At 54.4% G+C, this 14,342-nt stretch carries 8 protein-coding genes; 3 read left to right on the forward strand and 5 right to left on the reverse strand.

Features of this window, described 5'->3' with window-relative positions; all coding sequences use genetic code 11:
- The coding region (locus BM114_RS10375) for an IS256 family transposase (protein ID WP_143089304.1) at window positions 1-683 on the forward strand (683 nt) is incomplete at its 5' end.
- 237 nt (window positions 684-920) lie between these two features.
- Here the strand turns inward: BM114_RS10375 and BM114_RS10380 are convergent.
- The 5 genes from BM114_RS10380 to ruvA form a co-directional block, all read right to left on the reverse strand.
- Window positions 921-1,337 carry a hypothetical protein gene (locus tag BM114_RS10380; protein WP_092113217.1) on the reverse strand — a complete coding sequence of 139 codons (417 nt, stop codon included), beginning with the start codon at window positions 1,335-1,337 and terminating at the stop codon, window positions 921-923.
- Window positions 1,334-2,629: a site-specific integrase gene (locus tag BM114_RS10385; RefSeq protein WP_092113219.1), complete on the reverse strand. Its 1,296-nt coding sequence runs from the start codon at window positions 2,627-2,629 to the stop codon at window positions 1,334-1,336. The genes BM114_RS10380 and BM114_RS10385 overlap by 4 nt, the downstream gene beginning before the upstream one ends.
- Window positions 2,630-2,641: 12 nt before the next feature.
- The gene (locus BM114_RS10390; protein ID WP_092113221.1) at window positions 2,642-3,871 is read right to left on the reverse strand and encodes a site-specific integrase; all 1,230 of its coding nucleotides are present in this window, start codon (window positions 3,869-3,871) and stop codon (window positions 2,642-2,644) included.
- A gap of 386 nt (window positions 3,872-4,257) precedes the next feature.
- Complete coding sequence (gene sprA / locus BM114_RS10395; protein ID WP_092113222.1) at window positions 4,258-11,814, reverse strand: T9SS outer membrane translocon Sov/SprA; 7,557 nt, start codon at window positions 11,812-11,814, stop codon at window positions 4,258-4,260.
- A gap of 51 nt (window positions 11,815-11,865) precedes the next feature.
- The gene (gene ruvA / locus BM114_RS10400; RefSeq protein WP_092113223.1) at window positions 11,866-12,480 is read right to left on the reverse strand and encodes a Holliday junction branch migration protein RuvA; all 615 of its coding nucleotides are present in this window, start codon (window positions 12,478-12,480) and stop codon (window positions 11,866-11,868) included.
- Between the two features lie 347 nt (window positions 12,481-12,827).
- Here ruvA and BM114_RS10405 point away from each other — a divergent pair, with 347 nt between their 5' ends.
- A complete protein-coding gene (locus BM114_RS10405) occupies window positions 12,828-13,727 on the forward strand; it encodes a diaminopimelate dehydrogenase (RefSeq protein ID WP_092113270.1) in 900 nt (299 codons plus the stop codon).
- Window positions 13,728-13,876: 149 nt separating this feature from the next.
- Window positions 13,877-14,278, forward strand: coding sequence for an FMN-binding protein (locus BM114_RS10410; RefSeq protein WP_092113225.1), 402 nt, complete (start codon window positions 13,877-13,879; stop codon window positions 14,276-14,278).
- The last annotated feature ends 64 nt before the right edge of the window (window positions 14,279-14,342 follow it).

A 14,342-nucleotide genomic window follows, 5' to 3' on the forward strand; every position in this document is an offset into this window, starting at 1 on the left:
CAGGTCGTGCAGTCACTCGTGCCATTTACAATGTTCTGGGCATAAACAAGGAGGGTCATAAAGAGTTACTTGGCATGTACGTCGCAAAGAGCGAAGGAGCCAACTTCTGGCTTGAGGTGCTTACGGACTTGCAGAACCGTGGCGTGGAGGACATTATGATATGCTGTGTGGACGGTCTGAAGGGCTTCCCTGATGCTATCCAAAGCGTATTCCCACATACTGCCGTTCAACTCTGTATAGTGCATCAGATACGCAATTCCATCAAGTATGTTGGCAGCAAGCACCAGAAGGAGTTTCTGAAAGATCTGAAGCGTATCTATGGAGCCGTTAGCAAAGAGGCTGCGGAAACGGAACTTGACAACCTTGAAGCCAAATGGGGCGAACAGTATCCTATCGTCATCAAGTCATGGCGTGACAATTGGGAGCGCTTGACGGAGTTCTTCCAGTACACCAAGGAAATCCGACGTCTCATATATACGACCAACACCGTCGAAGGCTACCACCGCCAGATACGCAAAGTTACGAAGAACAAGGGCGTATTCCCATCTGATGCAGCCTTGGAGAAACTGGTCTATCTGGCATATCGTAATGTCAGCGAGAAGTGGACCATGCCCCTTGCGAACTGGGCACTCATCTCACAACAATTGGCAATAAAATTTGGCGATAGATTTGAAATTATGTAACTTCGCAACCAGAAAGGCTCCTCATTTGGAAAACACGATTAAAAAGCGTGTTCCCCATCTGAGGTTAATATAATAAGGAAAATGACCTTGACACAGTTCAATTTACACTACCTTACTGCGTAGTATAATTATTTTGAGTACCCAACTACACATTAATCCTTTCTCTTTCACCGCTTTAACTCCTATTGTAGTAATGTAGTAAGATATAATCGGTGAAAGAAAAAGGAAATATATCCATCAGTTCTTGGTATTGCCCAACAGGAAGATTGGCGTTACAATGGCAGTCTCTGTCTGCAATCTTCTACTGATGTACTTTCTGAATAAATGCGCTTCCGTGCTGTCCAACAGAAAGGACAGGGCGATGATGACAGAAAGCGGATAGAGCGGTGTATAACCTTTGCGTTGTCCGTTGATAATGACTTCCTCCTCACCTGCACCCCTTTCATTGGGATGCAGGTCGGAAGATTTAATAATTGTCTGAAGCCTATAATTGAGTTTTCTCCACGACACACCGAAGAACCTCACAAGTTCTCCCTCCGTCATGGCAATCTCGCCTTCACCCTTGCGGATAACCTGCATATTACTGCCCCAATCAAAGATACTGCGATGATTGTACGTGCTATTTTTGCTCTTTGAATTTTTGCTTGTCCTCATGCCGTTTCCTCCATTTTATAGGTTGATATATCCGAAAGTTCACAAGCCCCTCTCTCCGCAGTTTCCTTTCCCTTTACCGATTGCTTGGCAATGAGCCTGTCCATATCTTCAGAAATTTTCTTGTCCGTTACCTGTGCATATATCTGCGTGCTTGATATGGAAGCGTGTCCCATCATCTTGGCTATGCTCTCAATAGGGATTCCTGCACTAAGACTCATCGTTCCGAAAGTGTGGCGAGCCATGTGGAACGACAACCGTTCCTTAATGCCGCAAGCCTTGCCTACAATGCTCAGTTTGGTATCTATCACGCTTCGGCTGCAATCACTGGGAAAGATAAGGGTCTCACCTTTTTCTTTCACAGTCTGCTGTTCTTCGTTTCCCTCCTTTTCTTCCCGACAATGGCGGATAATGGCCTCTGCTATCGGATGCAGCGGCACAATGAACTCCACCTTTGTCTTTTGGCGTTCCTTGCGGATATAATTCCTCCCATCCGCTGCCGTTTGGATATGCCCATATTGCAGGTGTTCCATATCGGCGATTGCCAGTCCTGTAAAACAGGAAAAGACGAACATCAGTCTTGCCTGTTCTGCTTCCCTGTCATTCATCGTCATTGCCATGAGCTTTGCAACATCGCTCTTCTGCAGGAAGCGTATCGTCTTTTCCTCCTTCTCATACTTGGCATGCTCAAAGGGATTGCATCGGATAATCCTTTGACTTACTGCACGGAACATCAGCCTGCTCAGCCAGCAGAGATAGTTGTTGATAGTCGTTCCCTTCAATCCACGCTTTTTGAGAAAGAAGCGGTATTCTTCAAACAAGTCCTCCGCAATGGTGGCAATGGGGATATCCAGCACCCCTTTACTTTCCACAAACTCACGGAGATTTCTGTCAGAATGGGACAGGTTCAGATAGGTACCCTCTGCCCTTGACCTTCCAATACTTTCCTTGACTGCTTGCAGCTCCGCCTTGCTCATGGCAAGGAGCGTTGTCGGATTATCTGCTATACCTTGCAGGAGGTTCTTGATAAGTTCGGCACTTACCACTCCGTCCTTTGTCAGTATATCCCGATAGGCCTTTTCCACAAGTTCCTTGAATTCATATAGTCTTTGGTTGGTCTTTCTGTCAGTCGTCAAGCCCTGCTTGGCGTTCCACTCAGAGGGCTTACATTCTTCGCCCGTGGTAATGGTGGTACTTTTTCCGTCTATGGTGATACGGCAGAGAATGGCGGTGTTGCCGTCTGCCTTAGTTTTCTGTCTGTTGATATAGAACAGTATCTTGAATGTACTTCTCATAATGGTTGTCTTTTATATGGTCAAACGTAAATCTTCGGTGAAAGAGAGGAAACGGTCGAACTCCTCAAAAAGTTTCTGTGGTGTTACCTTTGCATAGCGTTCCGTCATGCTTATGTTGGAATGTCCCAGCATCTTGCTCACCGTCTCGATGGGCACGCCCTGTTCAAGCGTGATGAGCGTTGCAAAGGTGTGTCTTGCAGTATGCGTGGTAAAGGGGAACGAAATGCCTGCACGAAGCCGCAGGGCTTTCAGACAGGTCTGATAGTTTTTGTACTTGACATAGGGGAGCAATGTTTCCCTTTCATCGCTGTGAAACCTCTCTATCTGCCTAATGGCTTCGGGCAGCAGCTTGATACGGCAAAGTACGCCTGTCTTCTGACGATTGAATTTCAGCCACAGGCTTCCCTCATCATCACGGACGAGATGGGATTTGCTCAGTTCCATCAAATCGCAATAGGCTGCACCTGTATAACAGGCAAAGAGAAAGATGTCCTTTGCCGTTTCCAAATCCTCCTCCAAATCCTCAAAGCAGAGTGCTTTTAACTTATCCAATGCTGCTCGGTCAAGAGCCTTTGGCAGTTTCTTGTCGCCCTTGCTGATTTTGGCTTTGTCAAACAGGAGTGTATCAGCCAATCCCTCACGGTAAGCCAACCTGCATACCGTCTTCAAATGCGTGGCTACATTATAGAACGTGCTTTCCTGAAAACCGCACTCACCTAAGAAATACTGCCGGAACTCATGGATAAAATTCTCTGTGAGTTGCGAGAAAGCCAAGTCCGAGACCTTGTACTTCCGTTGAATGAACTTCTGTAAATGTGTGCGGGTTGAGTGGTAGCCGTGTATGGCTCCTTCCTTGATGTCTATACCTACATGGTTTTCCTTTTCCTTGATGAGCATGTCCAGCCTTTCGATGAGCATGCACCGTGTCTGCACGCTGCCCTGAAACTGCTCCTTCACATCGGTCGCGTTAAACGGGCAACCTTTGGAGAGCTGGGACTGATAAGCCGACTGAACGGACAGCAACAGGTTTTCCAACCTGCCGTTCACTTCCACCGCCTCACGGCTTTTTCCGTCCATTCGGCTCTCACGGGGATTCCATAAGTCGGGATTGCAGGATAGCTTACAGCTGAACTGCGCAATACTTCTTCCAAGTGTGATACGTCCCATAATCGGAGCCTTGCCCGACTTGTCAAGACCGCTCTTTTTAAGGTAGAGCAACACCTTCATTTTTTCTGTTTTCATACGCTTTAATATTTGTGGGCAAAGTTACCCGAATTAAAGCGTTCCTCACTTATGCAGAAAACTGCCGACCGAAGCAACAGCCACACGAGCGAAAATAATTCAGTTACCGAATATTGCTTCATCGTTACCTATCACCAAATCGGGTAACGCTTTGGTAACTGAACTTCTGCTTAAATCTGCATATTACTGCCCTTTACGAACAGGGCATTTTTATGCAAATCATTCCGTTTCCTCCTCATTATCAGTCAGTTTACACCAACTTCGATTTTTCTTCATTTTCTTTGATTAGTTGCAAGCCAAAATCGGCGATTTTGTCAGGTAAAATAAGTGATTTTACTTTGCTGTTTGCCGCTTCCTTGTTTAAGGTAAGCCATCGCAGCCTCAGCTTACCGCGTCAGACTGAACTTCAGACTGAGGCCGAAGTCGCGGGTGGTGGTGGGATAGCTGTTGCTGGCCAGCAGCGGGCGGTTGGTCTGCCGGTCGTAATAGAAGCTCATGGTGAGCAGCCGCGAGAGGGTGTAGTCGGCGCTGAAGCTCAGCTTCAGGGCGGTGTTGCCGCTGCTGGCGGCACTCGTCATCGAGGCGATGTCGCGGCTGATGCTGGCCTGCCGGCGATAGCTGAGGTCGAGGCGGAGGTTCAGGTCGTGGTTGGCCCGTCCCCTTCCCGCGGCCGGGGCGGTGCCGGGCTGCGTGGCGTTCTTCTTGTTCTTCACCTTGCGCCGCCCTCCGTCGCCGAAGAGCCTGAGGTTGTTGATGCGATAACCCATGCCTATCACCCAGTCATGACTCGTCGCCTCGTTGATCTGAACGCTCGTCATGCTCAGGCTCAAAACCCTCGTCGTGCGATACTCGAGCTTCGCCGTAAGGTTGTTTTCGAAGGTCATGTCTATGCCCAGCAGCGGCGAGAAAGCCTCGTTGATGCTGACGGTGGAGACATTATACATGCTGCTCGGCACGGGGTTTCCCGTCGTGGCGTCGCTGACGAAGCCCAGGCCGTTCATGTATTCCATATAGGTGCTGAAGCTGCTGTACGACCCCACGGCGTAGATGCTCTTATAGCTGTGATTGACATTGAAGCTCTTGAACACCTCGCGGAACCACGGCAGCCGGGTCAGGCCGCTGTAGCGCACGGTCCAGTTGGGCAACAGGCGCGAGAGCGCAGGGAAAATGTCGAGCGAACGGCCGCCGCCGCTGGTATAGGTGGCAAGGAACGCGGGAATCATGACATCGGCACTATAGCGGTCTACCCCGCCGTTGACGGCGTCGAAGGTCTGCCCGGCAAGGGGCGACGAGAGCGGATAGGGCGCACCCGCATAGCGAGCCTCCACCCTGTCGCGGAAGCCGTCGAGCGAAGCGCAGAAGCGGTCGAAGCTCTTGGAACGGAAACCCGAGGCAGCATCGCCGATGCCCTCGAAGGCACTGCGGAGCGAGATGGTGGTCATGGTGAAGGTGCCGCTCTGGGTGGTGGGGTTGCCCGCATACATATACTGCACGCTCTTCGCACGGGTCTGCGTGCGGGCTGCGTTGAGGTCTATCTTCAGGTTCTTCACGGGCTCGAGCGTCATGCGGAGCTGCAGGTCGGAAGTCTGGTTGGAGGTGGCGGGCATCGCATAGGAGCTGTTCATCAGCAACCAGTCGTTCTCGCGGGCGCGCTCGATGTAGGAGTCGCCCGTAAGTCCGAAGGCAAAGTCAAGTCCCGGCGAGAGCGCACCCGTGCCGCGGGTCTGGCCGAAGGCGTCGCCCACGGTCGGCATGAAGCCCGGCAGCGACATCGAATACTGGTTGCGGTAGCTCACGCTCACATTCCTCACCATCATCAACAGGCGTGCGGCGGCCTGGGCGGTCTTATACCAAGACTGGTTGTCGAGCGGCGGCTTGGGGGTAACGGTAATCTTCAGGCGCAGCGCGGAGTCCACCTTGCTGGTTATCTTTATCTGGTCTTCGCCCACCTTGCGGAACTTCAGCGGATAGGGTCTGCCGTCCTCCGTCCTCGCCGTGAGCGTGAAGCGGCGGGTCTTCTTGCCGTGGTTCACGCTGATAATGGTATCGGGCAGGAGGGTTATCTCCTTCTCGAAGCTGCGCTGATTGCGGGGCAGAGCCTTCTGCTGGCGCTCTGCCGCCCGGTCCCGGGCATCCTTGGGCTGCGACTTCCGGGTCTCCTCGCGCTTCCTCCGGCGTTCCTGCCGCTCCCTGTCTATCTGCGAACGGCTCGGCTCCTTGTTGAATCGCTCGTTGGCTTTCCTCAGGAACGGAATGTGGTTATACAGCCTCTCCATGCTGAAGGTGGCGTTTATGTTGAGGTCGCGATTATTGGTGACGGTGTTGCCAAGCGAGGTTCCGTCTTCCAGATCCGTCCCGCGCACCCAGCTGTAGGTGGCGTTGTAGGTGGCGTTGGCGTTCACCCAGTCGAAGAGAGGTATCAGGTTGAGCGGCAGCTGATAGGAGAGCTGGAAGTTCTGGTTATAGTCCAGGGGCGTGCCAAAATGCTTTATGGATGTCCACACCGAGTCTTTCCAAGCAGAATACTGGTCGGGATAGAGGTCTTTGTTCACCGGCGTGTAGGGTTCTTCTATCTCCGCGTGGGTCGCGCTTTGGAAACTCATGTGCAGATTCTTGGTCAAATCCCATCTCAGGGTGAAGTCCCTGTTCCACAGGAACTGCTCGCTGAAGGTGAGGGGACGCTGCGTATCAAGCAGGTTCTCCATGTCTCGCTCCTGCAGCTCATAGTAGTTGCGGGTGAGCTCGGTGTTGAAAGCCACATTCTGGGGTAGCCAGTTGAGTCCGAAACGCCGCAGGATTTCCAGCCATTTCGACTTGTTCTTGATTTTCCTGAACGGCTCCCACGCCTTATATACCGGCGTCCAGCTGTAGTTGAGGGCACCGCGCCAGTTGTCTTCCTTTTCATATACGGTGGTCTGGCCCGTCGTGTAGCGGTGGGAATGGCTGTAGGAGAGCGAGAAGTTGGCGGGGTCGTAGGGCATCGGATGCCGCTTGTTCTGGATTCCCACGCGCACATTGGAGAGCGAGAAGTTGGAGTTCGTGGTTTTCGTAACGGCAATGCTCTCTATGGAGTCGCGCTCGTGGCGGTTGGCGGCGGCGTCGAGAGCGTCGTCGAGCCTCATGTCGGTGTCCAGCGGATTATACTTCGGGCGGGTCTCCTCCTTGGTCAGACTATAATAAAGAGGTGCCGACACCTTGGCTTTGTCCGGGAAGAACTTGCCCAGTTCGAGGCTCGTCGTAACGCTGTATGTCTTGTAGTCGTCGGTGGAACGCTGCATCACGCCCTCCTCCAGGCCCCCGAAGCCCTCCGAGATGTAGCGTCCCTGGAGGTTTACGGTACCGAAATCGGAGAGCTGCACATTCAGATTGCCGTTCGCCGCCCAGCCTCCTTCGTTGTCGGACTCCCTCATGCGCAGCTCGTTCACCCACACCTCGCCTGACTTCTGGCTGCCCGCGAGGTTGCGCACACCTATCATCATAGTCTTCACCTCACCCAGCGTGGGATTGCCCTTGATGCTGACCTTGTTGGCCGGATGCTCCTCGTCGTAGGCCGAGAAGACACGGTTATACGAGGCCGTGCCCGCAGCCCGGGCGAGGTTGCGCTCCTTCTTGAGACGGGTGAAGACGCTTATGGGCACATCCAGCATGTTCTCCTCCGGCCATACAGCCTGACAGTCGGCCAGAGAATACTTGTCATAGACTCCCGGAGCCGTAAGCTTCAGCGGAATCTCATACTCGTAATAGTTGCTCTTGTAGTCGCTTCCGAGACGGATGAACATGGCCAGCTGGTTGTCCGCGAGGTCGGTGGAGTTCTGCTCCATGGCGTTCGCGTGGACAAACATCTGCATCCGTTTGTATTGCCGGAGGTCGAGAGCCGTGTTCTTGTAGACCGCCTTCGCCTCGTTGGACCCCAAGTTGGAGAGCACGAAATTAAGTGCCTGCTCGTTGGATTCTACGAGTTGCGGCTGCGAGGGATCCTGCTCACGGCGGATGCCGGGAGGGAGAACATAGTTCACGGGAGTCTTGTCGTTGTTCTCTTCTATGTTCACCGAGCTCACCGCCATCACGCCTCCGGAGGAACCGGAGTTGTCTAATGTCTGCTCATAGGCACGCCAGTCGCCGCGCACGAGGTCGAGACTGCCGAAGCGCATCACGACAGGCTGCCGGAAGTTAGTCAGGAACATGCGCATGAAACGGATGCTCGTGAAGTCGGAGATAGCCCCTACCCTGCTCTCATAATCCTCCAGCGGGATGCGGAAAAGATACCAGTTCACCTCCTCGGAGGTGCCGTTGCGCAGCGGTGCCATTGCCGCCCGCTTGTCCACGATGTAGTTTTTGCCCACCACCATGTCCTGCGGTCGGATAGATACCTTATACTGATAATACTTCTCATATTCGTTGAGCGTGTAGTCCTGGTTGATGTCTTCCACATCGGGCGTCGTCTTATAGGAGGTGTCGTAGCTCTCCGCACGGCTCTCGGTGTCGGGAGAATTGCCCTGCGGCATATTGATTCTCTTGTATCGCTCGAGGATGGAAGCCTGCGCCTGGTCGAAGTCCGTGCCGCGGAAATAGTGGTAGTCGTCGTTCGCGGGGTCGTTCATGATGGCCTGGAAGACATCCGGGCTCACCCTGCCTTGCACCTGCGTGAGGAAGGTCTGGTAGGAAGAGAAGGTCTTTTCCTCGTCGTCCGTGAGGCCGTTGAACCCCACATCCTGCAAGGCACGGTTGCCGGCACCCGTGGCAAAGGCATAGGTTACGGTGGCCTGAGTCGGAATCTTGCCCCACTGGGTATAGACAAAGCTGTCAGAGCCGTCGACCGGCATGCCGCTCTCATAGAACTTCTTGCCGTCGCGGAGCACATCCTCGCTCACCTCGCCGAGGTTGATATAGAAGTCGCCGCCATAGGTATTGGCGTCCGGCTGCCGGTTCGTATAAATAAAAGGATCCATCATCCAGAACTCGATATACTCGATATTGGCCGTCTCGAAATCGTTGGTGTCGAGCTTGCGCATCATTCCTCCCCAGTGGCGGACGGGGTTTGCGAGCGTTCCGTCATAGTTGAAGTCGGCGTAATTGAAGTTGTAAGGCCCGCGTTCGGCGGGGTAATAGGCGAGGTTCAGTATCGGGAGCGTGGAAATGGCACCGTTGTAGCTGCTCTGATCCCTGTTCGGAAAGAGCTCGTTTACATACACTTCGCGCACATAATGATTAGAGAGCTGCTCCAGATCGCTCTTGATATGGGCCGGCGTGAGCGAACTGCTGCGCCGCGTGAAGAGCGGGTCGATGTTGTACCAGGCCAGCAGCGAACGGTCATACCCGCTCTGCAAGGTGGTCTTGTCGTTGTAATTCGGGAACATGGCGGGCACGCTCGAGATGATCCACGACGACGGCGTAGACACATCCATCTTGCTCGTCGTGTTCTCGAAGTCATCCAGATAAGAGGCATTATCCTGCGTTCCGGAGCTCTGACCGGCAATCAACTGGGCGAACTCGGCGTTCAGCGAGATGTGGGAGGGCTGCGTTACATGCAGGAAAGGAATCTTGTCGAGCATGTTGGTGAGCCACTGGCTCTCCTTCTTCCAGTTCAGGTTGACGCCCCAGAGGGTGTTGTTCAGAGGCTCGGAACCCATGTTCACCTTCGTGGTGAGCGCCTGCTCGGACAGGTGCTGGACGGTTCCACTCAACTGGAAGTTCTTCGTGAAGTCGTATTCCCAGTTCAATCCGAACATCGTCTTGCGCATCTGACCATAGTCGGTATTGCTCTCCAGCGACACATTCACCGGCGTCCCGGCATCGATGATGCTCTGATTCAGGATGGTAACTTCACCCGCACTATAGTCCACGGAGTAGTCGGAGCCTTCGGCAAGGGTTACTCCGCCCGCCGTTACCACCACCGACCCCTGCGGCACATTGTAGGCCCCGAGGGAGATGACATTGGCCAGCGTGCCCCGGAACTGTCCCGCAAGCACATACTTGTCCTTCTCGGCTATCTGCCGCGCTACGGTCTTCGTAGAGTCGTAGAGCTCGGTAAAGGCGTATGTCGCGGCCTTGTCGGCGGGCACGCCACGGCCGACGAGGTAATCATACATATAGGATCCGAACGGCTCCACCTTCGGGAAGAACACACGCCCGTTGCTCACGGTGTAGCCCGCCACATAGTCGAAGTAGCCGTTGGAGTGCGCGTTGTTGTTATTGTCCAGCCTGTCGGCACCGAGGGCACGGATAATCGGCGTGTCCTTCACCTGCTGTTCGGGAATGTAGGTGAGGTAGACACCGGCGGTATCGCTCTGGAACTTGACATCCAGCCGGAACTTATCCTTCTCCACGGAGGCTGCCAGATTATAGACATTCTTCATCATCAGGTCCCAGTTTCCCTGCGTGGGGTTGTTGGAAGTGTTCTTCAGGGACTTCACGAAGAGGGCCTGACTGACATCCGTAACATCCGAAGCGAACTCCCCCACCTGGTAAGTGCGGCCGCCGTAGGTGTACTCGTAGGCAATGGCGAGCACCTGGTCGGTCTGGATGCCGGTGCGGAGAGAGACATAGCCGAGCGCCTCGTTCACCGTGTATTCCGACGGATTGAGCAGCCGGGCACTCTCTATCTTCTCATAGTCGGCGCCTCCCACGAGTCCTCCTCCATCCAAAACGGTCGAGGTCTGGTCGATGTCGCGGGCACCAGCATAGGCTCCCGTCATCTCCGAATACTCCGAGTTGGCTGCATTCGAGGGCACGGGCTGCCCCATTACCGCCCATCTCGGGTTCGACACTCTCTGGTTTTCGCCGAGGTCGGTAAGGGCTATGATGCTGCGCGTATTGACCGTAGTACCCGTCTTATTGGTCGTCCATATCTCCACGCGGTTTATCTTCACGCCCGCGGTGAGGTTAGGCAGGGTCTGCATCCCGGCATCATAGTGGTCGCGAAAATACTGCGAGAGAAAGAAGTGCATGTTCTCCTCGTAGTCGGCAGCATCTATCTCAAACGGAGTCAACTGCACCCCGCCCCGGGAGGAGACGCTCGTGGAGGAGCTCTTCTTCTGCGACGCCACCAGCTGCAACTTCAGCTTGCCGAACTGCATGTCGGTGCGGATGCCGAAGAGCGAGCTGGCTCCCGTGATGAGCGAGGAGTTAGAGGGGAACGACACATTGCCCGCCTCCACGAGCTTGATGATCTCGTCCTCCTTGCCGTCATACTTCAGTTTGAGGTTCTGGGTGTCGAAGTCGAAGGTGGCGTCGGTGTTGTAATTGAGGTTCATGTTCACCTTGTCGCCCACCTTGCCGTTAACATTCAGGTTGATTTTCTCGTCAAAGTCGAGGGTCGTCGTCTTCCGGTTGCGGATGGGGAGGCTGGGATTGTCGATGTTCTTAAGGGTCGCCCCGAACTTCAGCTCTGCCGTTCCCTGCGTCTTTATACGGACTCCACCCGGGCCGAATATCTTCTCCGCGGGGCCCAGGTCGAAGTGCATGTCGGTGAAATCGAACTTCTCCTTGCCCTTCGCCTGATAGACGGCGTCGTTCTTCGAGCGGAAGAACTGGTTGCGGGCCTGCCTCTCGCTCCACTTCTGAAACTCCTCCGGGGTCATCATCACGGGAGCAGCCACCCAGGTATTGCCGATTTTCGAGCCGATGATATACCGGTCGAGGGTGTCGTTATAGATCACTTCCTGCTTCAGATTATCGGGTCGCTGGAGGTCGGCGGCATGCTGCCCGAGGTCGTCGAGGGTAACGGGGGTGGTCCGCTGAATCCTCCACCGGGGGTGAAGCAGCGAGTCGGGAATCTCCTCGTCGGCGTCGATGACGGGCTGCGCCTTCACCCGCACGGTGTCTTTCTTCGGCTTCTGCCGGGTGCGCACATCCTGACGGAAAGGTATCGACATGGCATATCCGGCCATGCTCAACATGAACATGGCCGCCACAAGCCAGACTATCGACTCCCTAAACTTCATCGTCTGCTTTCCCTGCCCGTTCTCCAAAGGGAGACCGGAGGGGCATCTCCTTTATTTTATCAGCTTCAGCGCCAGTTTCACCACTTGCTCCACGGGCAGCTCGGGCTGCTCCTTGAGGATGGATAACACCACCTTGGCCGACGGCGCGGGCGAGAACCCGAGCATGGTGAGGGCACTCACGGCCTCGTCCTTCACGGCCGCATCGACGGCCGACGACGGCTCCGTGCTCACATGCAGCTCCTGTGCGATGCCGCTGTTGACAATCTTGTCCCGAAGGTCGACGATGATGCGCTGCGCCGTCTTCAGCCCGATGCCCTTCACGCCTTTGAGCATCTTCTCGTCGCCGTTGGCAATGATGTTGCAGAGCTCCGACGGCGAGGAGGCCGAGAGAATCATGCGGGCGGTGTTGGCTCCCACTCCCGACACGGTGATGAGCATCCGGTAGAGCTCGCGCTCCTGCCTGGAAGCGAAGCCATAGAGCGAGAACGAGTCGTCGCGGCCTCCCGTAACGAGCGACTCGTGGACATAGATCTTCACCTCTTTCCTGCCCTGAAGGGCCGTGTAAGTATTCAGCGAAATGTTCAGCGCATAGCCCACGCCGCCGGTCTCCACGACCGCCAGGGCGGGGGTAAGTTCCGTCAATTCGCCCCTGATGTATTCTATCATTTCCGTTCTTGTTTGGTATATATACGATAATAGTAACGCCCGTCCAGCCTGATTTATTGCGCGAGTACTTCTTTTATTAGCCGGAATTTTCACCGGAAGCGGCTTCCTGCCTGACAAAATCGCCGAGATTGTGGGACAAAATCGCCGAGATCATCCGACAAAATCGCCGATTTTGTCAGCCTCCCTGCCGTCTCTCGTCTCACCGGCTGCCAACTCCTGAAATGCAAAAGCCCGTTAAAAGGATTTCCAAAATCAAAAAAATCAAGAGGAAACGGATGGTTTTTCGTGGGAAAGATGTACTTTTGCGGTAGTTAAAAGATTGTATAACATCATTAGAAACCATGGTCATGAAGAAAATCAGAGCAGCCGTAGTGGGCTACGGCAATATCGGACAATATACCGTCCAGGCGCTCGAAGCCTCCAAAGACTTTGAAATTGCCGGCATCGTACGCCGCAACGGCAGTGAGAACAAGCCGGCCGAACTGGCGGCATATCCCGTAGTGAAGAACATCAGGGAACTCCAGCAGGTGGATGTGGCCATCCTCGCCACGCCCACGAGAAGCTGTCCGGAATACGCCAAGGACATCATTCCGCTCGGCATCAACACCGTCGACAGCTTCGACATTCACACCGGCATCCTCGACTATCGCACGGAGATGATGCCCCTCTGCAAGGCCAACGGCCGCGTCAGCGTCATCTCGGCGGGCTGGGATCCGGGGTCTGACTCCGTGGTGCGCGTGCTCCTCGAGAGCCTCGCTCCCAAGGGACTGAGCTACACCAACTTCGGTCCGGGCATGTCGATGGGCCACTCTGTCTGCGCCCGCGGCAAGAAAGGCGTGAAGAACGCGCTCTCCGTTACCATCCCGCGGGGCGAGGGCATCCATCGCCGCATGGTCTATGTGGAGCTGGAAGAGGGCTCCACCCTCGAGGCCGTAACCGCCGAAATCAAGGCCGACCCCTACTTCGCCCACGACGAGACGCATGTGTTTGCGGTGCCGTCGGTAGACGATGTGCGCGACATGGGCCACGGCGTGAACCTCGTGCGCAAGGGAGTGAGCGGCAAGACACCTAACCAGCGCTTCGAATTCAACATGAGCATCAACAACCCGGCGCTGACGGCACAGGTGCTCGTGAATGTCGCCCGTGCGTCGATGCGCCTGCAGCCGGGCTGCTACACCATGCCCGAGATTCCCGTCATCGACCTGCTTCCGGGCAGCCGCGAGGACATCATCGGCACGCTGGTATAGTCTGCGGGAACCCTTAAGAGGGCGGATTCGGAATGTTGCGAAATCTTAACGATATGCTAAAAAAAACTATATTCCTCCCGAAAAGTGAACACCTGTCGGGAAAAAGGTTTATATTTGCGTCCGAATTCACAGTTTAAAGGTAAGAAGAAATGGATAAGAGAACACTTGGAATGATAGCCACGGTAATGGCCATTGTGGGCGTGGCTTTCCTGATCAGCGCCAAGCCGGCCAGCGATGTCATGACCCAAGAGGGCCAGACCACCGTCGTCAACACCCAGCAACTGGGCAAGAAGGTGAAGGGCTACATGGGCAATACTCCCGTGAAGATATACATTCACAGGAACAAAATCGAAAAGGTGGAAGCCTTGGGAAACCGGGAGACCCCCAAATACTTTGCCAAAGCCAAGACTTTGCTCAAGCAATATGAGGGCAAAAGCGTAACCAAGGCCACCAAGGTGGAGGTAGACGGCGTGAGCGGAGCCACCCTCTCGTCGAACGCCTTGAAGAAGAATGTGCAGCTCGGACTGGAGTATTACAAGGAGCACAAGTAGACCCGACAGTCTGCCGAACGACAGAGATACAGGGAGAATCTTTTCGAAAGATTCTCCTTTTTTT

Source organism: Prevotella sp. KH2C16 (assembly GCF_900113305.1).
Lineage (GTDB): Bacteria > Bacteroidota > Bacteroidia > Bacteroidales > Bacteroidaceae > Prevotella.

Coding starts and splice junctions, on each gene's coding strand:
- BM114_RS10380 (WP_092113217.1), bottom strand. CDS start 1,337: ATGAGGACAAGCAAAAATTCAAAGAGCAAAAATAGCACGTACAATCAT.
- BM114_RS10385 (WP_092113219.1), bottom strand. CDS start 2,629: ATGAGAAGTACATTCAAGATACTGTTCTATATCAACAGACAGAAAACT.
- BM114_RS10390 (WP_092113221.1), bottom strand. CDS start 3,871: ATGAAAACAGAAAAAATGAAGGTGTTGCTCTACCTTAAAAAGAGCGGT.
- sprA (WP_092113222.1), bottom strand. CDS start 11,814: ATGAAGTTTAGGGAGTCGATAGTCTGGCTTGTGGCGGCCATGTTCATG.
- ruvA (WP_092113223.1), bottom strand. CDS start 12,480: ATGATAGAATACATCAGGGGCGAATTGACGGAACTTACCCCCGCCCTG.
- BM114_RS10405 (WP_092113270.1), top strand. CDS start 12,828: ATGAAGAAAATCAGAGCAGCCGTAGTGGGCTACGGCAATATCGGACAA.
- BM114_RS10410 (WP_092113225.1), top strand. CDS start 13,877: ATGGATAAGAGAACACTTGGAATGATAGCCACGGTAATGGCCATTGTG.